Annotated in this window: 19 protein-coding genes; 6 read left to right on the top strand and 13 right to left on the bottom strand. The window is 71.4% G+C overall.

From position 1 onward, the window contains the following. Positions 1-3 precede the first annotated feature (3 nt). The 6 genes from ABTZ58_RS04930 to ABTZ58_RS04955 are packed head-to-tail and all read left to right on the top strand — an operon-like array spanning position 4 to position 6,735. Positions 4-1,359, top strand: a complete 1,356-nt coding sequence (locus tag ABTZ58_RS04930) for an O-antigen ligase family protein (protein WP_351350486.1) — start codon at positions 4-6, stop codon at positions 1,357-1,359. Next, positions 1,356-2,993, top strand: coding sequence for a murein biosynthesis integral membrane protein MurJ (gene murJ, locus ABTZ58_RS04935; RefSeq protein WP_351350488.1), 1,638 nt, complete (start codon positions 1,356-1,358; stop codon positions 2,991-2,993). The genes ABTZ58_RS04930 and murJ overlap by 4 nt, the downstream gene beginning before the upstream one ends. Next, the gene (locus ABTZ58_RS04940; protein ID WP_351350490.1) at positions 2,977-3,744 is read left to right on the top strand and encodes a polysaccharide deacetylase family protein; all 768 of its coding nucleotides are present in this window, start codon (positions 2,977-2,979) and stop codon (positions 3,742-3,744) included. The genes murJ and ABTZ58_RS04940 overlap by 17 nt, the downstream gene beginning before the upstream one ends. 8 nt (positions 3,745-3,752) lie before the next feature. Beyond that, complete coding sequence (locus tag ABTZ58_RS04945) at positions 3,753-4,946, top strand: glycosyltransferase (RefSeq protein ID WP_502996009.1); 1,194 nt, start codon at positions 3,753-3,755, stop codon at positions 4,944-4,946. Further along, positions 4,943-5,617, top strand: a complete 675-nt coding sequence (locus tag ABTZ58_RS04950) for a YveK family protein (protein ID WP_351350492.1) — start codon at positions 4,943-4,945, stop codon at positions 5,615-5,617. Before ABTZ58_RS04945 ends, ABTZ58_RS04950 begins: the two co-directional genes overlap by 4 nt. Positions 5,618-5,622: 5 nt before the next feature. After that, complete coding sequence (locus tag ABTZ58_RS04955) at positions 5,623-6,735, top strand: GNAT family N-acetyltransferase (protein ID WP_502996018.1); 1,113 nt, start codon at positions 5,623-5,625, stop codon at positions 6,733-6,735. Positions 6,736-6,775: 40 nt separating this feature from the next. Here ABTZ58_RS04955 and ABTZ58_RS04960 read toward each other — a convergent pair whose 3' ends face one another. The 13 genes from ABTZ58_RS04960 to iolB all read right to left on the bottom strand — a co-directional run bounded on the left by ABTZ58_RS04960 (position 6,776) and on the right by iolB (position 21,792). Continuing rightward, positions 6,776-8,023, bottom strand: a complete 1,248-nt coding sequence (locus ABTZ58_RS04960; RefSeq protein ID WP_351350496.1) for a glycoside hydrolase family 26 protein — start codon at positions 8,021-8,023, stop codon at positions 6,776-6,778. 238 nt (positions 8,024-8,261) lie between these two features. After that, a complete protein-coding gene (locus ABTZ58_RS04965; RefSeq protein WP_351350498.1) occupies positions 8,262-9,080 on the bottom strand; it encodes an LPXTG cell wall anchor domain-containing protein in 819 nt (272 codons plus the stop codon). A 664-nt stretch (positions 9,081-9,744) separates the two neighbouring features. Beyond that, on the bottom strand, positions 9,745-10,008 hold the full coding sequence (locus ABTZ58_RS04970) for a hypothetical protein (RefSeq protein ID WP_351350500.1): 264 nt from the start codon (positions 10,006-10,008) through the stop codon (positions 9,745-9,747). A 79-nt stretch (positions 10,009-10,087) separates the two neighbouring features. Further along, positions 10,088-10,348, bottom strand: coding sequence for a hypothetical protein (locus ABTZ58_RS04975; RefSeq protein WP_351350502.1), 261 nt, complete (start codon positions 10,346-10,348; stop codon positions 10,088-10,090). Between the two features lie 201 nt (positions 10,349-10,549). Then, positions 10,550-10,807, bottom strand: coding sequence for a hypothetical protein (locus ABTZ58_RS04980; RefSeq protein ID WP_351350504.1), 258 nt, complete (start codon positions 10,805-10,807; stop codon positions 10,550-10,552). 276 nt (positions 10,808-11,083) lie between these two features. Continuing rightward, on the bottom strand, positions 11,084-11,341 hold the full coding sequence (locus ABTZ58_RS04985; RefSeq protein ID WP_351350506.1) for a hypothetical protein: 258 nt from the start codon (positions 11,339-11,341) through the stop codon (positions 11,084-11,086). 205 nt (positions 11,342-11,546) lie between these two features. Further along, positions 11,547-11,891: a hypothetical protein gene (locus ABTZ58_RS04990; protein ID WP_351350508.1), complete on the bottom strand. Its 345-nt coding sequence runs from the start codon at positions 11,889-11,891 to the stop codon at positions 11,547-11,549. A 394-nt stretch (positions 11,892-12,285) separates the two neighbouring features. Then, positions 12,286-13,152, bottom strand: a complete 867-nt coding sequence (locus ABTZ58_RS04995) for an ABC transporter permease (RefSeq protein ID WP_351350510.1) — start codon at positions 13,150-13,152, stop codon at positions 12,286-12,288. Then, the gene (locus ABTZ58_RS05000; RefSeq protein ID WP_351350512.1) at positions 13,149-15,806 is read right to left on the bottom strand and encodes a CocE/NonD family hydrolase; all 2,658 of its coding nucleotides are present in this window, start codon (positions 15,804-15,806) and stop codon (positions 13,149-13,151) included. The genes ABTZ58_RS04995 and ABTZ58_RS05000 overlap by 4 nt, the downstream gene beginning before the upstream one ends. A gap of 186 nt (positions 15,807-15,992) precedes the next feature. Next, on the bottom strand, positions 15,993-17,390 hold the full coding sequence (locus tag ABTZ58_RS05005; protein ID WP_351350514.1) for an APC family permease: 1,398 nt from the start codon (positions 17,388-17,390) through the stop codon (positions 15,993-15,995). A gap of 198 nt (positions 17,391-17,588) precedes the next feature. Then, positions 17,589-19,091, bottom strand: coding sequence for a CoA-acylating methylmalonate-semialdehyde dehydrogenase (mmsA, locus tag ABTZ58_RS05010; RefSeq protein ID WP_351350516.1), 1,503 nt, complete (start codon positions 19,089-19,091; stop codon positions 17,589-17,591). Positions 19,092-19,105: 14 nt separating this feature from the next. Further along, entirely contained in the window at positions 19,106-20,983 is a 1,878-nt protein-coding gene (gene iolD / locus ABTZ58_RS05015) for a 3D-(3,5/4)-trihydroxycyclohexane-1,2-dione acylhydrolase (decyclizing) (protein ID WP_351350518.1), read from the bottom strand. Further along, positions 20,980-21,792, bottom strand: a complete 813-nt coding sequence (gene iolB / locus ABTZ58_RS05020) for a 5-deoxy-glucuronate isomerase (protein WP_351350520.1) — start codon at positions 21,790-21,792, stop codon at positions 20,980-20,982. Before iolB ends, iolD begins: the two co-directional genes overlap by 4 nt.

The raw sequence follows: 21,792 nt of genomic DNA on the forward strand, positions 1-21,792 counted from the left end.
CCCGTGAGCCACGCATCCACCCTGCCCGGCGCACGCCGGCCGGCGCCCGTCCTGCCGGTGGTGGCGGTGATCGCCCTGCTCGCGGTGCCCGTCGCACCGGGCGGTGAGGGAGGCGCGACCCCCGCGGACGCCGCGTCCGGTGTCCTCGTGCTGTGGTGCGTGGTACGTCTGCTGCTCCACCGGCGGCGCCCCCTGTCGCGTGGAGCGGCCGTGGTGCTGGGCCTGCCCGTGGTCGCTTTCGCGGCGGCGGCGGGGGCCGCCGTGCCGGGCGCGGGGGTCACCGGCTTCGTGCGCTGGGTGCAGGTCTTCGTCCTCGTCCCGGCCGCCGTCCTGCTGCTCATCCGTGACCGGCGCGACGTCCGGCTGGTGGCCTGGGCGATGGTGGGGCTCGCGCTGTGGCAGGGAGCCGTCGGGGTACACCAGTACGTGACCGGGACCGGCGCCTCGTACATGGGCCGGGAGATCCGCGCCGTCGGCACTTTCGGGCCGGGCGACGTCATGGCGATGGCGAGCGTGGTCGCCTTCGGACTGGTGTGCGCGGTGGGGCTGGCGCTGGGGCCCACGCCGGTACGGAGGGAGCACCTCCCTGCCCGAGCGCGGCCAAGAGCCTGGGGCCGGGTGTGGGCCGTGGTGTGCGCGCTGCTGCTGGTGGTGCCCCTGGCGGTGTCCTTCAGCCGGGGCGCCTGGATCGCCACCGCCCTGGCCTGCGGGGCACAGCTGGCGCTGGCGGGCATACGGCGGGCGGTGAAGGCGGGAGCGGTCGTGGCCGCCGTCGCCGGGCTCCTCGTCGGCGGGTTCGGTGTCGGCTCCGCGCTGCTCCAGGAGAGGTTGAGCACCATCGGGCAGGTGGCCGACGCACCCGACCAGTCGGTCACCGACCGGTACACGATGTGGGCGGCGGCCGCCGGCATGTGGCGCGAGCGGCCGCTGACGGGCGTCGGCCTCAAGGGGTTCCCCGAGCACCGCGACGGGCACGCTTCGCTGGCCCTGTCCTCAGGCAGCGACACCGAGGGCGCGGGTGCGGCGTACCGGAAGCAGCCGCTGCTGTCGCCGCACAACATGTACCTGCTGGCACTCAGCGAGCAGGGACTCGTCGGGCTGCTGGCGCTGGCGGGGAGCTGGCTGGCCCTGCTGGTGCTCGGGCTGCGGCGGCTGGTCCGCGTGCGCAGAACGCAGGGCCCCGGCCTCGACTGCGCGCTCATCGCCTGCGGGCTGCTGATCTGGCACCTGATCGACTTCGCGTACGCCGACATCGGCGGGCCCACGACCGTCCTCACCGCCGTCTGCTTCGGGGTGACGGCTTGGTGGGCGCTGGCGAGTGACGGCCCGGCCGCCTCCCGGAAGCCCGTGGCACGATGACGACCATCCCTCCCGACGCCAGGGACGCAACGCTCCCCCCGGCACGCGCCGGCACGGACACCGGCAGCCCCGGACCCGTCCCGCGGGGTTTCCTCGCCCGGGCCGCCCTCGTCACCGTCGGCCTCTCCCTGGCCGGTGCGCTGCTGGGTCTCGGCCGGGACCAGGCGCTGGCGCACCTCTTCGGGGCGGGGAGCGAGACGGACGCCTTCCTGGTCGCCTGGACCGTGCCGGAGTTCGCAGCGACGCTGCTGATCGAGGACGGGCTGGCCTTCGTGCTCGTACCGGCGTTCAGCGCCGCCGTGGCCCGCCGCGCCCAGGGCGGTACGGGCGACCCGGTGCGCACCCTGGTCCGCAGTACGCTGCCCCGCCTGTCGCTGGCGTTCGCCGCTGTGTCGGCGCTGCTCGTCTGGGGCGCCCCGTACGTGGTCGAGACCCTGGCGCCGGGGATCCCGGAGCCGGGGTTCGCGGTGGACTGCACCCGGCTGACCGGCACCTGTGTCCTGACCTTCGGTCTCGCCGGTTACTGCAGCGCGTTCCTGCGCGCACACCGCCGGTTCGTCGCGCCCGCGGCCATCTACGCCGCCTACAACGCCGTCATCATCGCGGCGATGTTCGCCCTCGGCGCCCGTTGGGGCGTGAGGGCGGCGGCGGTCGGCGTAGCGGTGGGCGGGGCCATCATGGTCGTCACCCAATTGACGTCCGCGGTAGGCCAATTGCGCCGCAAAAGGCCCTCCCTCCCGACGGACGTGACGGACCCGGCGGACCGGCACGCCATGAACCTCACCCTCATCGTCACCGTCCTGCTCTTCGCCCTGTGCCGCCAGTCCCAGGTCCTCATCGAGCGCTTCCTGGCCTCCCCACTCCCCGCCGGCGCCATCTCGCACCTGAACTACGCCCAGAAGGTGGTCCAGATGCCGATGGTGCTCGCCCTGATGCTGTGCACGGTCACCTTTCCGGTAGTGGCGCAGGCGCTGGCCGAGGGCGACACCGAGCGGGCCCGCGACCGCGTCGAACGCGACCTCTCGGTGGTGTCGTGCGTCGTGCTGCTCGGCGCCGCAGCCGTCGCCGCGTGTGCCCCGCAGCTCATCCAACTGCTGTTCCAGCGCGGCGCGTTCACCGCACAGGACACCGCGGCCACCGCCGCCGTCATGCGCGTCTACGCGCTCGGGCTGCTCGGCCACGCACTGGTGGGTGTGCTCGTCCGCTCGTACTTCTCGGCCGGGCGGCCCACCTGGTACCCGCTGGCTGCCATGGCCGCCGGGATCGTCACCACCTCATGGCTGGGCTCGGTGACGGCCGGCTCGTGGGGCGTGCTGGGGATCGCCGCGGCCAACGCCGCCGGCATCACCCTCACCGCCCTGATCCTGCTACGCGGCATGAAGACGCGCGGAGTGCCGATCCGCACGCGGCCGGTACTGACCGAGATGGGCAAGCTGCTGCGGGCCGCGGTCGTCGCCTGCGGTGTGGGCGGGTTCTGCGCGGGCCGCATCGACTCCCCCGCGCTCGGGCTCGCGGCAGGTGGCACGGCCGTGATCGTCGTCTTCCTCCTGCTCGCCCGGCCCTTGGGCGCGCACTACCTCGCACCCGCACTGCGCACCGTCTCCCGGAGGCTTCCGCATGCCCGTTTCCGTTGACCGCGACCCTTCCACCGCACCCACGCCGCCGTCCAGGATCGGCCCTCCCCCGTGGGTGGCGATGTACCACTCCGTGGGCGACTGTTCCCACGACCCGTACCGCGTCACCGTCTCGCCCCGCCGTCTGGACCGGCAGCTGGGCTGGTTTCGCCGCCGGGGCCTGCGCGGCGTCGGCATGCGGGAGCTGCTCGCCGCGCGCGCCCGGGGCGCGGGACAGGATCTGGTGGGGCTGACCTTCGACGACGGGTACGCGGACTTCCTCACGCACGCCCTGCCGCTGCTGCATCGCCACGGCTGCGGGGCCACCCTGTTCGTGCTGCCGGGCAGGCTGGGCGGTGACAACGCCTGGGACCCGCTCGGCCCGCGCAAGCCGCTGCTGTCGGCGGAAGGCATCCGGCGGGCCGCCGCCGAGGGGATCGAGATCGGCTCGCACGGCCTCACGCACGTCGACCTGACCCGGGCCGACGACGCGCTGCTCCGCGCCGAGGTGAACGACAGCAAAGATCTGCTCTCCGACGTGACCGATGCTCCCGTCAGTGGCTTCTGCTATCCGTACGGGAAGGTCGACCGCCGCGTCATCGACACCGTGGACAAGGCGGGCTACGCCTACGCCTGTGCCACCGACCCCGGCCGCCTGGCGGGCCCCCTCGCCCTGCCTCGCGTCCACGTCGGCGAGCGGGACACGGCCTGGCGGCTGTACCTCAAGCGGAGACTGCACCGGTCGCTCCGCCACCCCGTCGAAGGGGTGTGAACTCCGCGATGCCCGTGCTGAAGGCCCTGCACATCATCACCGGCCTCGGCGTCGGTGGCGCGGAACAGCAACTGCGGCTGCTGCTGGGCCACCTGCCCGTCGACTGCGAGGTCGTGACGCTCACCAACCCCGGCGCGGTCGCCGCGGGCCTGTCGGCGGACGGCGTCCGTGTCGTCCACCTGGGCATGGCCGGCAACCGCGATCTGACCGCCGTGCCGCGCCTGGCCCGCCTGATCCGGTCCGGCGGCTACGACCTCGTGCACACCCACCTCTACCGGGCCTGCGTGTACGGCAGGATCGCCGCCCGCCTGGCGGGTGTCCGGGCCGTGGTGGCCACCGAACACTCCCTCGGTGCCTCGCAGATGGAGGGCCGCGCCCTGACCGCCGGCGTGCGCCGTCTGTACCTGGCCAGCGAGCGGCTGGGGCACGCCACGATCGCGGTCTCCTCCACGGTGGCCGACCGACTCACTCGCTGGGGCGTACCGGAGCCGCGCATCGAGATCGTGCCCAACGGCATCGACGTGGCCCGCTTCCGATTCGACCCGGTCAGCCGCGCACACACCCGCCGTCGGCTCGGGTTGCCGGAGAGCGTGTACGTCGTCGGCGGCATCGGCCGGCTGACCGCGGGCAAGCGGTTCGACGTCCTGATCGGCGCTCTCGCCCGACTCCCCCGCGACTGCGTGCTGTTGCTGGTCGGCGACGGCCCGGAGGAGAAGGCGCTGCGGCGCACCGCCCGGCGGGCCGGAGTGAGCGACCGGGTGATGTTCACGGGCGAACGGCCGTACCTGCCCGACGGCACCTGCGGCCCCGACCTGGCGTCGCTGACCTCGGCGATGGACGTGCTCGTCTCGCCGAGCCCCGAGGAGGCCTTCGGTCTCGCCGTCGTGGAGGGCTTGGCGGCGGGGTTGCCGGTGCTGTACGCCTCCTGTCCGGCCGTCGAGGATCTCCCGACGCGTCTCGCCGCCGGGGCCCGCCGGGTGCGGGGCGGCGCGGACGCGTTCGCCCGCGCCCTTACCGAGACCCGCGCCTCGACCGGGCCCCCCGCCCGGGCCGAGGCCGGCCGGCCGCGCCCGCAGGTCCGCCCGCCCTCGGCCGCCGCCCGCCACTACTGCATCACGCGCAGCGCCGCACGGCTCATGGACGTGTACGCGGCCGCCCTCTCCTGCTCGTCCCCGTCACCCCTGGGAGTGATCCCCCGATGACCTCCACCACCTCCAAGGCCGCACCCCCGGCACCCCCGGCCCGGCGGCACCCGGCGCTCCGGCGCCTGAAGGCGCTGCCGCCGTGGTCCCTGATCGTGGCCGGCACCCTCGCCGGAGGGCTCGCCGCAGGCACGTACGGCGTCCTCACGCCGCCCGCCTACTCGGCCACGGCGTACGTCATCGCCGTACCGACCGCCACGTCGGACCCACAGACGGCACTCGGCTTCGCCCAGGCGTACGGCCGGGTCGCCACGCAGCCCGCGGTGCTCAGGGACGCCCAGGTGCGGGCGGGCGTGCCAGTGAGGACGCTGCGGGAGAGCGTGCGGTCGGCGACCTCACCGGACGCGCCGATGCTGGCCGTGACGGCCACATCCGCGCACGCCGGTCTCGCCGCCGACATGGCCAACGCGGTCGCCCGCTCACTGACCCGGCACGCCAACGACGCCAAGCGCGCCACGCACGTCGAACTCCTCCCGTTCACCCGGGCCGTCAAGCCCACCGAGCCGTCCTCGGCGTCCCCGGCACTGACCGGCCTGGTGGGCGCGAGCGCGGGCGGCCTGCTGGGCGGTCTCGCGCTGCTGGTCCGTCCCCGGCGCGTCGCCGCCCAGGGCGCGCGCCCGGCCACCGTGCCCGGTCCGGCCCCCGCCGCCGATGCACAGGGGCAACTGTGAGCGCGCTGCTGCGGACCGACGTCGACACGCTTCGGGCCGAACTGTGCACCGACGATCTGGAATTCGCCGCGCTGGGCCCCGCCTGGGAGCGCCTGTACCGCAGGTGTGCCGCGGCGACTCCGTTCCAGAGCCACGCCTGGCTGCACTCGTGGTGGACGTCGTACGGAAACCCCGGCCGCCTGCGGCTGGTGCTGGTGCGCGACGGCGACGAACTGCGGGCGGCGGCGCCGCTGATGCGGGTCGGACGGACGCTGCCCCGGCTCGTCCCGCTGGGCGGGGCGATCTCCGACTACGGCGACGTCCTGCTCGACGACGAGCACGCCGACCGGGCGGCGCCCGCGCTCGCCGCAGCGCTGTCGTCGGCCGCCCGCACCGCACTGATCGACTTCCGCGAGGTCCGTCCAGGCGGCGCGGCCGAAAGCCTCTACGCGCACTGGCGAGGACCGCGCCGCCGGGTGGGCGACTCGCTCTGCCTGGAACTGCCCGCCGTGCCGCTGGAGGAGCTGACGGCCCGGCTGCCCGGGGTGAAGGCCCGGCGGGCGCGGGCCCAACTGCGGAAACTGACCGCACTGGGCGTGACGCACCGGACCGCGCCCCCCGACCAGGTGAACGCGGCACTGGGGCGGCTTCTCGCCCTGCACCGGCTGCAGTGGGAGAGCCGCGGGGTGACACCGGAGCACCTCCGGGAACGGTTCGCCGCGCACCTCGAGCGCGCGGTCGGGTCTCTGGTGCGCTCAGGAGATGCGGTGATCACCGAGTTCCTGCTGGACGGCGAGGTGGTGGCCGTCGACCTGACGCTGCTGTCGCCACGCCTGGCGGGCTGCTATCTGTACGGCGTCCATCCGCGGCTGCGGGAGCGGAAGGCGGATGTCGCCGTGATGCTGCTGAACGCGGGCACCCGGCACGCCGTCGCCGGGGAGCGCTGCACGCTCAGCCTGCTGCGCGGCGACGAACCGTACAAGCGCCGCTGGCGACCCGAGCCCGTGGTCAACCAGCGGCTGCTGCTGGCCCGGCGGCGCACCGTCCCGCTGCTCTGGGCGGTCGTCTGCGAGGTCGCCGCGCGCGGCCGGGGCAGGGAACTGGTGCGCGGGTGGAAGGCACGGGGCGGCAGGGCCTGAGCCTTCCGCCGCCCCTGTCCGGCCGCTGAGGACAACGGGGTCACCGGGTGCGCGACCACCGGTCGAGGCGGACGCAGAGCCTCCCGCCGTGCCAGTACTCGACCCAGTCGCCAAGGTTCAGCGGCCAGCAGCCCGGTCGGTACAGCGCCGTCGGCACGGACTGGGGCGTCGGAACGGGGCTGAGCAACGGCACGGGCTCGGGTTCGGGCTCGGAGCGACCGGAGAGCACGGTCCGGTACACCTCGGCCGCCTTCGGGTTCTGCCCGCACTGCCACACGCCGTGCGGGCAGTAGTCGGTGATCGTGTGGTACAGCGGCCTGTGTGCGTCCATCCAGGCGAGCATGCCCCGCATGTACTCCGGGTTGTCGCCGTTGCGGAACAGGCCCCACTCCGGATACGAGATGGGTTTGCCGTGTTCCTTCGCGAACTCCACGTGCTCTTGCAGGCCGTACGGCTCCGTCACCTGTCCGTCGAAGGACAGCCCCTGCGGCTGGTCGTACGCGTCCATGCCGATGATGTCGACCGTGGCGTCCCCCGGATAGCAGTCGGTCCAGGGGACGGCGTCACGCCCGCGGCTCGGTGTGAAGTCGAACCGGAACCTCTGACCCGGCACCGAGCGCATGGCGGTGACGATCCTGTTCCAGTACGTCTTCCAGGCCTCCGGGTCCGGTCCGCATCGGTGAGTGTAGGTGATGCCGTTCATCTCCCAGCCGAGCACGAGGATGGTGTCCGGCACCCCCCACTCGACCAGCCGCTCGGCCAGACGGCGGTAGTGCGGGTCGAACTCCCCGGCCGCGCCCCGGCGTAGCAGGGCACGGACCTCGACGTCGGAGAGGCCCTCCTCGTTGCGTTCCAGCATGGGCACGTTGAGGACGAACATCCGGTCGGCCCTCTCCCGGCGCCAGTTCGCCCAGGCGGTGAGGAAGCCGGGGGGGCCTTCGATGTTGCTCCAGCGGTCACCCGGCAGATAGCTGCGCCCCACGCGCGGTTGAGTGCCGTTCAGCCACCGGCTGATCCCGGCCATACGGAGCACGCCGAGAGAGCTGTAGTGGAGGTAGGCGCCGAAGGCGGGCTTCGGGTCGGGGGGTGCGGGCAGTGCGGGTGGGACGACGGGGGCCGTCGGCACCGAGACCGCCGGTACCGGCGTCAGCGGAACAGGCGTCTCGGCGACCTCTTCCACCACGGCACCCACGGCGAGCCCGGGTACCAGTGTCAAAGAGGCCGACACGAGAAGACCGGCCGCGACGCACACGGCCCATCTTCCGCGGCGCCGTTGCTGAGTGGCCATGGCTGCTCCTATTCTCCGCCTACTGGCAGCAGCCGGAGCGTGCGCTGCCACTCGTTCATCCGTATCCGCCCCCGTTGACCGGTCATATGCATGCCCCCTTGGCGACTTGGCTCTGCCTGCGCACACTCCGATCACCCGCACGAGTGAGCTGCTGCCGAGGGAGTCAGGGCGGACTCCGGGAGAGGCCGGAACGCACCAGGGTGCCGGACGCGGTACGTCCGGCACCCTGAGCGCTCTACTACCGGCGGGACGCGGCTCGGCCTCGTCGGTACAGGACGGCGCCGCTCGTCAGCAGCATTGTGGCGACGCCGGAAGCCGCGAGCAGCTGCTGGTCGCTGCCGGTCTCGGCAAGAGAGGGCGGCTCGGTCGAGGGCTCGGTGTGCGGTGGGGATGACGCAGGCGGCGCGGCCGGCCGCTTCGTCTCCGCCGGCGGTGTGGTGGACGGTGAGGTCGGTGGCTCAGTCTCCGCCGGCGGCTGCGTCGTCGGCGTGTCGCCGTAGCCGCCACCCTCCTCGTCGCCGTAGCCGCCTTCCTCCTTGTCGCCGTAGCCGCCTTCCGCCCCGTCGCCGTAGCCGCCACCCTCCTCGTCGCCGTAGCCGCCTTCCGCCCCGTCGCCGTAGCCACTTTCGTCATGGCCGTAACCGACGTCGCCGCCGCCGTAGCCGACGTCACCGTTTCCATAGCCACTTTCGTCGCGGTCATGGTCGGCGTCGTCGTCGCCGTATCCGCTCTCTTCGCCCGTGGTGGCCAGTGACGTCGACGATGTCGTCTTCACCGACGGCTTGGCCGAGGGCTGCGTGGCGGGAGCGATGCCAGAGCCGCCGGCGTCGCCGTAACCGGCCTCGTCGACGTCACCGCCGCCGTGGCCGTAGCCGTCGTGCTCGCGGTCGTCACCGGAGCGGGAGGCAGGGCCGCTCGTGCACGAGGTCCCGGAGGACGGGTCCATCGCGGTCTGCACACCGATGGATTCGCCACAGGCCTTAGAAACCTCGGAATGTGATGCCGCGAACGCCTGGATACCGTACATGGGCAGGATGCTCGTCGCGGCGGCGGCCACGACCATCCCCCTGCTCAGTTTTTTGCGCATTCTCGTCGTCTTCCTGCTTGAAGGGGAAACGCCTACTCCCGTACCGGTGCCCACTGCGGGATGAGGGAGGACTGGAACTCGTCAGCCCTTGCCCCTTTTCTTACGACTGTGTCCCGAGGCGGCTTCCCGCCTCCCGTAATTCCGCCTCCACTTGATCTTCTGGCTGGTCCAGTGATGAGATCCGGTGAAGTGCCAGTGCCGACAGTCCGAGCATCGGTAGATACGGTCCGGAATCCTGCTCAGAAGTGGCTGCTTGATCAGCCACAGCCTCGCCTCGGATTCAGTACGGAACGACGCTTTTCCTGTCTCCGGGCAACGCGGCAGGGTGATCAAATCGGCCATCTTCCCTCCGAGGCGGCCTTCCACTCACATACTTCTTGGGCACCGGCGAGAACCGATACTGCATCAGCAGGAAATCCCCCGGCAAGCAGGTGACACCCTTACGGACGAGTAATCATCCAACTTCACCCGCATGGCCCTGTATACAGAAAGGAGGCAGTGACCATCTGGAGGATGGCCACTGCCGATACCGAGGCGAATGTGCAAAACCGAGTGGAAGACTTCGATGACTCCGCCGACGGATCTCTCGGCCGACCTGGTCAAGCCGTGTCCAGATCACCCGACATTCAGCCGCTCATGGGCGTGGACCGACCCGCGAGCAGAAATTGCCGAACTTCATGACGTTGTCGCCCGATGCGGTGATCGGCGCGTTGATCATGACCAGAGAGGCGTTGAATGTCTGTTCGCATTTCAGGAGCTGCGTCTCACCGGTGCCCGCGTCGGGCAGATCCTCACCGGCATCGCCGGCCTGGGCTGCTCCGGCACCCGTGACACCGGTGCTGCTGATGGCAGCGGCCATCAGCATGGCTTTCCTGAAACTGCGCATGTGCATCTCCACGGGCTGACACTAGGCGATTACGAGAGGAGCGGGCCGCGCACCGAAAGCGCGAGGCCCGGTTCTTCACAGTGCCGCGGAATCAGTCCTCGACGGGCCCGACCACCGTGCAGAAGTTGCCGATCGCCTGGGTGTTGTCACCGAGAACCGCGATCTGGACGGGGGCGAAGGCAAGGCCGCCGTCGAACTCCTGGTCGCACTCCACGACCTGCAGGTTGTCGATGGCGATGCCAGACGGCTTGTCGTCCGACTTGCCCTTGTCACAGGCGTGGGCGACTCCGCCGCTGAGAGCCATGCCACCCACCATGACCGCTACGGCAGTGGCCTTCTGGAACTTGTTCATTACTTCTCCGATTTTCTTGGCGCGCCCGGATCCATTACGGACCGTGCTCGGACAGATACAGAAGATAACACGCGGTTCACGCGACGCCGCATTTTCGATACGCCATATGGGTTAATGGCATCGGTGCAGTCGATGCGGCCGGGATGAGAAGCGGGTCTCGCACCCAAGGGCGCGAGACCCATACTTCGCAACGTCGCGGAATCAGTCCTCGACCGGCCCGATCACCGTGCAGAAGTTGCCGATCACCTGCGTGTTGTCGCCGGTGCCCGTAGCCTGGATGGGCGCAAAGAGGGCGCCACCGTCGAAGTCCTGGTCGCACTCCACAATCTGCACGTTGCCGAGGACGATGTCAGCCGCGTCCTTGTAGTCGTGGCCGCCATCGGCGTGGGCGACCCCGCCGCCGAGAGCCATGCCGCCGACCATGACCGCTACGGCCGCGGCCTTCTTGACCTTGTCCATCACTTCTCCGATTTCTTCGCGCGCTCGGGCCAATTACGGTCCGTGCTCGGACAGTTACAGACCTTAACACTTGGCTCGATCGACGAGGCATTTTTCGATACGCCAAATGGGTAAGGATGAGTGCTCACCCTCTCCCCGCCCTCCGGGACGCGCTCACCGGGCTCCCCAGAAACACCGATCGGCCAGGAAAGCCGCGACAACGAGAGGGATGGGGCCCCAAACGTAGAGCGGGTCTCGCGCCGAAGGCGCGAGACCCGCTCTCACAATGCCGTGAAATCAGTCCTCGACCGGGCCGACCACCGTGCAGAAGTTGCCGATCACCTGGGTGTTGTCACCGGTGACCGTGACCTGAGCGGGCGCAAAGGCCAGGCCGGCGTCGAACTCCTGGTCACACTCAACGGCCTGCAGGTTGCCAATGACGATGTCACCCACGTCCTTGTAGTCGTGGCCGCCGCCAGCGTGGGCGACCCCGCCGCCGAGAGCCATGCCGCCGACCATGACCGCTACGGCCGCGGCCTTCTTCAGCTTGTCCATCACTTCTCCGATTTCTTCGCGCGCCCGGGCCAATTACGGACCGTGCTCGGACAGTCACAGACGATAACACGCGAAACGCGTAACGCTGCATTTCCGGCACGCCGCATGGAGTACGACTAATTGCTTCATATGTGTTTATTGGATGTTGGCAGGAGCGGGAGGCGGGCCGACCGCGCCCGTGAGGCGCCGTCGGCCTGAGGACCCGTCAGGGGGTGCAGAGCGTGGTGCTCGCGCCGTCCGTCTGCAGCGTGGCGCAAGCTCGCTGAACTCTGGGCACGGTGACGGTGACGCTCTGCTGGACGCCGGCCTGCACGGTCTGCTGCAGGCTCATGAGTTCAGCGTCGTCCGCGGTGATACGCGCGCTGACTGTGCGCGTGTCGCCGCATGTGACGCTGACAGTGATCGTGCTGGTCACGGCGTTGCTGACGTTCTGGATGCCCACGGCGCAGGGGAAGGTGTGCTGCGGAGCGGCCTGCGCGGGCGCTGCGACCACGATCGGTGCGGAAGCCAGCAGCGCGGTGGCCGCCGAGCGGAGCATGCGATGAGGCATTGGCCCTCCATCTGTCGAGGAGGGCCAACCGCTACAAGCCGTCAACCCTCGATTGAGTCCCAAATGTTCCTTTGGGGCATTTTCGAGGAGATGTGATCACGGACACACGGTGTGCGCAACACCTTCAGCGCCGCCCAGTCGGTCGTCCGACGTCGGTGGCAGGGTGCTCGCGGCGCAGGCGCCGTCGGCGCGGCGCCCGGAGTCCGGGGCGAGACACCAACGGCGCCTGGTAGGCGCACCGTTGAGCGAGTCCCGATGGTCCGGCGGTGACCTCACGAGGGCTCTGGCCAACGGTAGCGGCGGCGCCCTACGGGCGGTTGTCCAGACGCAGCACGGCACCGCCGGGCCGTCGCCTGTGCCGGCGAAGCACGCAGCGGATTCCCGGCTCAGGACACTAGGACACCACGTCCTTGCGGGCGAAACCGCGGAAGGCCAGGGCGAACAGCACCAGCGCGTAGGTCACGGAGATCGACGTGCCCTGGATCATGTCCGACCACTCCAGCTGCGGCCGGACGGCGTCGAGCCAGGCGTACTGCCAGTGCGCGGGCAGGAAGTCGCGCCAGTCGCCGAGGGCCGTCACCTCGTCCAGGACGCTGCCGATGATGGTGAGGAACACCGCGCCGCCGACCGCGCCGAGCGGGGCGTCCGTGCGGGTCGACAGCCAGAACGCGAGAGCGGCGGTGACCAGTTGGGACACCATGATGTACGCGACGACGATCAGGATGCGCTGGGCCGCCGTGCCGGTGGGGAGACTGCCGCCGGTGGGCAGTTCGAGCGGGCCCCAGCCGTAGGCGGCCGTGCCGACGGCGAGGGCGACGACCGGGAGCAGGACCATCGCCGCGAAGCTCAGGGTGAGCCCGACGACGAGCTTGGACCACAGCAGCCGGGCCCGGGGCACGGGGGCCGCGAGCAGGTAGCGCAGGGACGACCAGCCGGCCTCCGAGGCGACCGTGTCGCCGCAGAACAGGGCGACGGGTATGACGAGCAGGAAGCCGGCGGCGGAGAAGAGGTTGACCGCGGCGAAGTTCATCCCGGACGCGGTCGCCGTGTCCATGAGGTTGACGCGGTTGTTGCCGCCGCCCGGGTCGCCGCCGACCTGGAAGGCGATGAGCAGGATGACCGGCAGGGCGAACAGGACGCCGCCCATGACCATCGTGCGGCGCCGCTTCAGCTGCCTCACCAGCTCGACGCGGAAGGGCAGGGTGCGGCCCGCGCGGTAGCCGTCGGCGACCTCGACGGGCGGGTCGGCGAGCGTGCTCATGCTTCGGCTCCGATCAGGGTGAGGAAGGCGTCCTCCAGGCGGCGGTGCGGGCCGACGGACGTGACCGCCACGTCCAGCCGTACCAGGTCGGCGACCAGGCGCTGCGGGGTGCCGTCGGCGCCGAGCCGGACCAGCAGGCCCTCGTCGGCGCGCACGGCCGAGGCGACGCCCGGCAGGGCGGCGACCTTCTCCACGACGGGCTCGTCCACGGGCGTGGCCGTGCCCACCAGGAGCGTGTCGCCCGAGCCGACGATCTCCGCGACCGGGCCCGTCTGGACGAGCTGTCCGTGGTCCATCACGACCAGGTGGGTGCAGGTCTGCTCCACCTCGGACAGGAGGTGGCTGGAGACGATGACCGTGCGTCCCGCGGCGGCGTAGCGGATCATCACCTCGCGCATCTCGCGGATCTGGGGCGGGTCGAGGCCGTTGGTCGGTTCGTCGAGGATGAGCAGGTCCGGCAGGCCGAGCATGGCCTGGGCGATGGCCAGGCGCTGGCGCATGCCCTGGGAGTAGGTGCGCACCGCGCGGGCGAGGGCGTCGCCCAGGCCCGCGATCTCCAGGGCCTCCTCCAGGTGCGCGTCCTCGGCGGGGCGGCCGGTGGCGCGCCAGTACAGCTCCAGGTTCTCGCGGCCGGACAGGTGCGGCAGGAAGCCCGCGCCCTCGACGAAGGCGCCGACCCGGGAGAGGACCGGGGCGCCGGGGGCGATGGCGTGGCCGAAGACGCGGATCTCGCCGCCGTCGGGCTTGATGAGGCCCATCAGCATGCGCAGGGTGGTGGTCTTGCCGGCGCCGTTGGGCCCGAGCAGGCCGAGCACCTGGCCCTTCTCGACGCGGAAGGAGAGGTCCTTGACCGCGTACCGGTCCGAGGCCTTGGCGTAGCGCTTGGTCAGGTCGGTGATCTGCAGGGGGACCTCGGCCAGTGCCGGGTCCGGCGGGGCGGGGGCGGCCGTGCGGCGGCGGCCCGTGACGATCAGGGCCAGGGCGATCGCGGCGCCCGCCAGGGGCAGCCACCACACCCACGCGGGCAGCGCGCCCTGGGTGTCGCGCTGCCCGAGCGCGGAGGGCACCTTCAGGTCGCCCTTGAGGGAGACGGTGTACGTCGCCGGGGCGGTCGGGGAGGCGTAGCCGAGGTCGGTGGAGGCGAGGACCAGGCGGAGGCGGTGGCCGTCGTCGATCTCGTGGTCGATCGCCGGGAGGGTGATGCGGACGTCCTTGCCCGCCTTGGCGCCCTCGACCCGGAGGGGTGTGACCAGCTGGGAGGGCAGCACCTGCCGGGTGCCGCCGCCGGGTCCGACGTCGTAGAGCTTCGCGAAGAGCACGGCGTCGTCGCTGGTGGACTTCACGTGGACGGTCACGGTCGGCGAGCCGGTGATCTGCAGGTCCTCGCGCTGCGGCGCCGACTCGAACGCGGCGAACTGGCCGGGGAAGTCCAGGGAGACGCCGATGCCGAGGCTGGAGAGCTGGCTGAGGCCGCCCGCGCCGCCGAGGCCGGGCAGGGCGGAGACACCGGGCGGGCTGGCGCCGGGCGGGTTGGCGAAGCTCTGCTCGCGGCCGGTCAGGGCGAGGGGGCGCCGCTTGCTCTCCAGGCCCGGGTAGCGGTCCGAGGTCACGCCGGTCAGGCGGGGTTCGCCGTCGCCGGAGCCCGTGCCGAGGGTGCGGGTGACGCGGAAGGCGGGGCCGGTGTCGACGGCCTTGTCGTCCTTCAGGTAGCGGTCGAACCAGGTCGTCACGCGATCCTGGACGCGGCCGGTCTCCATGTCGCCGCCGTCGTGGCCGCCGGCGATCCAGTCGACGTCGACGGGGGCGCCGCCCGCGCGGATGGTCCTCGCCGCCTGGTCGGCCTGGCCGAGCGGGAAGAGGGAGTCGGACTGCCCCTGCAGCAACAGGGTCGGCACCTTGATGTCCTTGCCGACGGCGGACGGCGACCGCTGCTCCAGCAGCTCGCGGGCCTCGGCGTCGGGCGTGCCCGACTCGGCGACCCGCTCATACATGCGGCACAGCGCGGGCTCGAACTTCTCGCAGCCGCCGCCGGAGTTGACGAAGATGCCGGCCCAGAGCTTCTTGAAGACGCCGTTCGGGAAGAGGGCGTCGGCGAGGTTCCAGTACGTGATGGCGGGGGCGATGGCGTCCACGCGCCGGTCGTGTCCGGCCGTGAGCAGGGCGATGGCGCCGCCGTAGGAGCCGCCGGCCATGCCGACGCGCGGGTCGCCCTTCTTGTCGAGTTCGACCAGGGGCTGCGTCGCGAGCCAGTCGAGGAGCTTCGAGACGTCGGCTACCTCGCCCTTCGGGTCGTTCAGGCCGATCTTCCCGGTGGACCTGCCGAAGCCGCGGGCCGACCAGGTCAGGACCGCGTAGCCGTCCCGGGCGAGGTCCTCGGCCTGCTGCCGGACGTCCTTCTTGCTGCCGCCGAAGCCGTGCCCGAGCAGGACGGCGGGGCGGCGGCCGTCTCCTGCGGAGGTGAAGAAGGATGTGTCGACGCGCACCCCGTCCCCGGTGTCCAGGAGCCGGTCCGTGCGGTGCACCGGGGGCGCTTCGTCGCCGGCGACGGCCGTCCACGTCCCCGCGCCCGCGAGGACGACGACGGCGGCCCCGGCGGCGAGGAGCCTCCGGGGCCGCCGAAGCAGCCCGTTCAATCCGGGCAGTCGAAGATCCATGCGTCAACGGTACGGGGTGAACCTGTCGATGAGGTGTCGACCGGAGACCGAAGTACGGGGCCTTCCAGGGGTGTACACGGGGTTTTCGGCGTACTGCGGGTGGTGTACGGCTTCGAGCTCGGCGGGGGGGGGTGTGCGTTGCCGGGTGCGGGTGCTTGGTGGCTGTTCGCGCAGTTCCCCGCGCCCCTAGGCCTGCTGATCCTCCGGGATCGAGACGAGCCAGCGCGTCTGCCTGCGCGGGCGCAGGTACAGGGCCCAGTACAGGGTCGCCGCCGCGGTGATGCCGCCCGTCCAGAGCAGGTACGCCGGCTCCTGCCGCACGAGGACGTAGACCAGGACCATGATCAGCAGGAGCGGGGCCGCCGGCCACAGGGGCATGCGCCAGGCCCGGGTGTGCCGGTGGGTGCCGCGGCGGGAGAGCAGGGCGGCGACGGCGACCAGCAGGTACATGCCCGTCACCGAGACGCCCGTGACGCCGTACAGGGTGTCCAGGTCCACGAAGCACAGGGCCGCGCCGGGGACGCCGACCGCGAGGGTGGAGACCCAGGGGGAGCCGAAGCGGCCGAGGCGGGAGAAGAGGGTGTTGACCGGGGCGGGCCAGGCCTTGTCGCGGGCCGAGGCGAACAGCACGCGGGAGTTCTGGACGACCATGACGATCCCCGCGTTGATGATCGCGAGGGCCACGCAGAGGCTCACGAACGTGCCGACGGCCGTGCTGGACCAGGCGGTGACCATGGTGGAGATGTCCCCGCCGGTCAGGGCGGCGAGGTCGGGGGCGCCCAGGGTGATGGCCGCGACCGGGACCAGGATGATCACGGCGGAGATGGCGAGGGTGGCCAGGACCGTGCGGGCCACCGAGCGGCGGGGGTCCTCCAGTTCCTCGGAGAGGTAGACGGCCGTGGAGAAACCCTGCGTGACGAACAGCGCGATGGCGAGGCCGGAGACGACCAGGAGGGCCGTCACCGTGTCGGGAGCGCCGTCCGGGCCCGCGACCCGCAGCGAGACCAGGCTGCCGACGCCGCGCTCGGCGTGCGTGAAGCCCAGGACCGCGACGACCGCCGCCGCGATGACCTCCAGGACCAGGAAGACGCCGGTGATCCAGGCGTTGGCCCTCAGGTCGAGCAGGCCGGCGAGGGTGGCGAGGAGCATCACCGAGGCGCCCGTCCAGGACGGGTCGAGGTGGACCAGCGGGGCGAGGTAGTCGGCGGTGCCCATCGCGATGACCGGCGGGACGATCATCACGACCAGCAGGGACAGCACGAACACCAGCCAGCCGGCGAGGCGTCCGGCCAGCGTGGAGACCATGGCGTACTCGCCACCCGCGCTGGGGACGAGGGTGCCCAGCTCCGAGTAGCAGAACGCCACGGCGACACAGAGCAGGGAGCCGATGGCGATCGTCAGGGCCGTGGCGGTGCCGAGGGTGCCGAACAGGTCCGGGACGACCACGAACAGCGTGGAGGCCGGGGTCACGCAGGAGAGGGTCAGCAGGGTGCCGCCGACGACTCCGATGGAGCGTTTCAGCTTCTTGGGGCCGCCCGACGCCTGCGCGACGGCGGCCTCGACAGGGGTGAGGGTGTCGGTCACGTGAGGGATGCAACATCGACGGAAACCATCACGTCAATGGCTGTTCACATACGAAATCCGTAGCACATGGACGCTCATTCGCGCGTTAGCGTTGCATCAGGGCTTCTGCGCCACGGGCCTGGCGGGTGCGGGAACCGCAGGCCGGGCGCGCAAAAAAGGCGGGGCCGTCCGCGATGCGGACGGCCCCGGGAGCAGGTGTCAGTGGTTGCGCGGGAAGCCCAGGTCCACACCGGCCGGGGCGTCGGCCGGGTCGGGCCAGCGTGTGGTCACGACCTTGCCACGGGTGTAGAAGTGCGTGCCGTCGTTGCCGTAGACGTGGTGGTCGCCGAAGAGGGAGTCCTTCCAGCCGCCGAAGCTGTGGTAGCCCACGGGGACCGGGATCGGGACGTTCACGCCGACCATGCCGGCCTCGACCTCCAGCTGGAAGCGGCGGGCCGCACCGCCGTCCCGGGTGAAGATCGCGGTGCCGTTGCCGAACGGCGAGGCGTTGATCAGGTCCAGGGCTTCTTCGTAGGTCTCCGTGCGCAGCACGCACAGGACCGGGCCGAAGATCTCGTCCTGGTAGGCCTTGGCGGAGGTGGGGACCTGGTCGAGCAGGGAGATGCCGATCCAGTGGCCGTCCTCGTGGCCGTCGACGGTGTAGCCGGTGCCGTCCAGCACGACCTCGCAGCCCTCGGCCGCCGCGCCCTCGACGTAGGAGGCCACCTTGTCGCGGTGGGCCTTGGTGATGAGCGGGCCCATCTCCGACGCCGGGTCGTCGCCGGGGCCGATCTTGATCTTCTCGGCGCGCTCGCGGATCTTCTCCACCAGTTCGTCGCCAATGGCACCGACCGCGACGACCGCGGAGATGGCCATGCAGCGCTCGCCGGCGGAGCCGTAGGCGGCCGAGACGGCGGCGTCGGCCGCGGCGTCCAGGTCGGCGTCCGGGAGGACCAGCATGTGGTTCTTGGCGCCGCCGAGCGCCTGGACGCGCTTGCCGTTGGCGGAGGCGGTGGTGTGGATGTAGCGGGCGATCGGAGTCGAGCCGACGAACGAGACGGCCTTGACGTCCGGGTGCTCCAGCAGGCGGTCCACGGCCACCTTGTCGCCGTGGACGACGTTGAAGACGCCCTCCGGGAGACCGGCCTCCGCCAGCAGCTCGGCGAGTTTGACCGACGCCGACGGGTCCTTCTCGGACGGCTTCAGCACGAACGTGTTGCCGCAGGCGATGGCGATCGGGAACATCCACATCGGCACCATCGCCGGGAAGTTGAACGGCGTGATGCCCGCGACGACGCCGAGCGGCTGGCGGATGGAGGAGACGTCGACGCGGCTCGCCACCTGCGTGGACAGCTCGCCCTTGAGCTGGACGCTGATGCCGCAGGCCAGGTCGACGATCTCCAGGCCGCGGGCGACCTCGCCGAGGGCGTCGGAGTGGACCTTGCCGTGCTCGGCGGTGATCAGCTCGGCGATCTCGTCGCGGTGGGCGTCCAGCAGCGCCCGGAACCGGAACAGGATCGAGGTCCGCTGGGCCAGCGAGGACTGGCCCCAGGTGGTGAAGGCCTCCTTGGCGGCCGCGACCGCCGCGTCCACCTCGTCGACCGAGGCGAACGCGACCTTCGTCGTGACCTCGCCGGTCGCCGGGTTGGTCACCGGCCCGTGCGTGCCCGAGGCGCCTTCGACGGTCTTGCCGCCGATCCAGTGGTTGACGATCTTCGTCATGGCCGGGAACTCCTTCACAGATGGCGGCGTCGGGTGGAGACGTGCCGTTCGTACAGCTCACGTGCCTTGACCGCGGACGGCCGTGTCGCGGTCTCGGCCACGGGTACATCCCACCAGGCCTGCGCCGGGGGCGCGCCCGACACTGTGTCTGCCGTTTGGGTCTCCACGTAGACACATGTGGGAGTGTCGGCGGCCCGGGCCTCGGCGAGGGCCTCCCGCAGGGCCCGCACGGTCTTGGCGCGCAGCACGCGCATGCCGAGGCTGGCCGCGTTGGCGGCGAGGTCCACCGGCAGCGGCGGGCCGGTGAACGAGCCGTCCTCGGACGGGTAGCGGTAGGCCGTGCCGAAGCGCTCGCCGCCGACCGACTCGGACAGGCCGCCGATGGAGGCGTAGCCGTGGTTCTGGATGATCAGGACCTTGATCGCGACGCCCTCCTGCACGGCCGTGACGATCTCCGTCGGCATCATCAGGTACGTGCCGTCGCCGACCAGCGCCCACACGGGCCGGTCCGGGGCGGCCAGCTTCACGCCGATGGCGGCCGGGATCTCGTAGCCCATGCAGGAGTAGCCGTACTCCAGGTGGTACTGGTCGCGGGACCGGGTCCGCCAGAGCTTGTGCAGGTCGCCGGGGAGGGAACCGGCCGCGTTGATCAGGATGTCCGAGGCGTCGACGAGGGCGTCCAGGGCGCCGAGGACCTGCGGCTGGGTGGGGCGGGTGTCCGGTTCGTCGACCTCGTAGCAGGCGTCGACGCGCTGCTCCCAGCGCTCCTTGTCCTCGGTGTACTCGGCGGCGTAGGTGCCGGCGACCCGGTGGCCGTGCGGGCGCAGGGCGTTGGTGAGCTCCCGCAGTCCGCTGCGGGCGTCCGCGACCAGGGGCTGCCCGGCGAGCTTGTGGGCGTCGAAGGGGGCGATGTTGAGGTTCACGAACCGCACGTCCGGGTTGGCGAAGAGGGTGCCGGAGGCGGTAGTGAAGTCGGTGTAGCGGGTGCCGACGCCGATCACCAGGTCGGCGGTGCGGGCCAGTTCGTCCGCCGTGGCCGTGCCGGTGTGGCCGATGCCGCCGACGTCCTGGGGGTGGTCGTGGCGCAGGGAGCCCTTGCCGGCCTGGGTGGAGGCGACCGGGATGCCGGTGGTCTCGGCGAACTCGGCGAGGGCCTCCTCGGCGCGGCTGTGGTGGACGCCGCCGCCCGCGACGACCAGGGGCCGCTTCGCCGCCCGGATCGTGCGCACGGCCTCGGCGAGTTCCGCCGGGTCGGCGCCCGGACGCCGTACGGTCCACACCCGCTCGGCGAAGAACTCCTCGGGCCAGTCGTACGCCTCGGCCTGCACGTCCTGCGGCAGGGCGAGGGTGACGGCGCCGGTCTCGACCGGGTCGGTGAGCACGCGCATCGCGTTCAGCGCCGAGGGGATCAGCGCCTCGGGACGGGTGATCCGGTCGAAGTACCTCGACACCGGGCGCAGGCAGTCGTTGACCGACACGTCACCGGCGTACGGCACTTCCAGCTGCTGCAGGACCGGGTCGGCGGGGCGGGTGGCGAAGGTGTCGCCGGGCAGGAGCAGCACCGGCAGGTGGTTGACGGTCGCCAGGGCCGCTCCGGTGACCAGGTTGGTGGCGCCCGGGCCGATGGACGTCGTCACCGCGTGCGTGGACAGGCGGTTGGACTGACGGGCGTAGCCGACCGCCGCGTGCACCATGGCCTGTTCGTTGCGGCCCTGGTGGAACGGCATCGCGCCGGCGTGCTCCAGGAGTGCCTGGCCGAGGCCGGCCACGTTGCCGTGGCCGAAGATGCCCCAGGTGGCACCGATGAGCCGCTGCCGGACACCGTCGCGCTCGGTGTACTGGGCGGCGAGGAAACGGACCAGTGCTTGTGCGACGGTCAGGCGGGTGGTCATCGGTACCCCTCCGTGTGGTCCGGGTGGAAGCAGATCCGCCACTCCCTCGTCTCCCCCGGGCCGGCCATGACGTTCAGGTAGTACATGTCGTGGCCGGGCTGGGCGATCGACGGGCCGTGCCAGCCGTCCGGGACGAGGACGGCGTCGCCGGAGCGGACCTCCGTGAGGACGTCGGATCCGCCCTCACGCGAGGGGAATACGCGCTGGTAGCCGAAACCGTTCGGGCCGTCGATCTCGAAGTAGTAGATCTCCTCCAGCTCCGACTCCTCGCCGGGCCGGTGCTCGTCGTGCTTGTGCGGCGGGTAGGAGGACCAGTTGCCGCCGGGTGTGATCACCTCGACCGCGATGAGCTTGTCGCAGTCGAAGGCGTCCGCCGAGGCGAAGTTGCGGACGCGGCGCAGGCAGGTACCGCTGCCGCGTTCCTCGACGGGGACCTCCGGCGCGGGGCCGTAGCGGGCGGGGAGTTGTCGCTCGCACTTCGCTCCTGCCAAAGCAAAGCGGCCTCCCGCGCCGGAGGCGATCTGGACCCGGGCGTCCCGGGGCGCGTACGCGAAGTCGGTGACCGACGCGAACACGTTCTCCCGGCCCGAGAGGGTGAACTCCTGGTCTTCCACACGCACCGTGCAGCCGCCCCGCAGCGGCAGGACGATCCACTCGCTGTCGCCGGTGCTGAAGGTGTGCGTGCCGCCCGGCGGGAGCTCCACGATCCGCAGGCTGCTGTGCGTCCAGCCGGCCCGCTTGGGGTCGATGTCCAGGACGTGGTTCACGTCGGAGGTGGTGCCCTTGGGGACGTACAGCCCACTGGTCAT

It is taken from the genome of Streptomyces sp. NPDC094143, from assembly GCF_040303825.1.
Taxonomy (GTDB): domain Bacteria; phylum Actinomycetota; class Actinomycetes; order Streptomycetales; family Streptomycetaceae; genus Streptomyces.